This is a genomic window from Salinimicrobium oceani, assembly GCF_012037645.1.
Genome location: NZ_JAAVJR010001162.1, coordinates 1 through 351, shown reverse-complemented (window position 1 = coordinate 351; position 351 = coordinate 1). Strand labels below are relative to the sequence as shown.

Annotated in this window: 1 protein-coding gene; it reads left to right on the top strand. The window is 41.3% G+C overall.

The window, feature by feature from the left end; translation table 11 throughout:
• A partial coding sequence (locus HC175_RS21280) for an exonuclease/endonuclease/phosphatase family protein (protein WP_209310172.1) occupies positions 1-351 on the top strand: 351 nt, incomplete at both ends.

Sequence of the window (351 nt, the reverse complement as noted above, 5' to 3'; positions counted from 1 at the left end):
CACTTGATAAGGTCATGATCATGGGAGATTACAACGATGATCTCGATTATACTGTAGCCAATGTAAGCACCACGGTCACTACTTATGATGAATTCCTTCAGGACAATGAAGACTACAGTTTTCCAACATTGGCTCTAAGTGAAGCCGGATACCGTTCTTACGTGGTGGGAAATTACAATGACATGATCGACCACATTATGATCACCAATGAACTGGATAACAGCTATATGGAAGGTTCGGCCAGAGTACATTACGAACTGTACAATAGCGACTATACCTATACTACATCAGACCATTTTCCTGTTTCGGTGAGGCTGCTGCTTTCTGAATTAAAAATTGGTGCCGTAGATA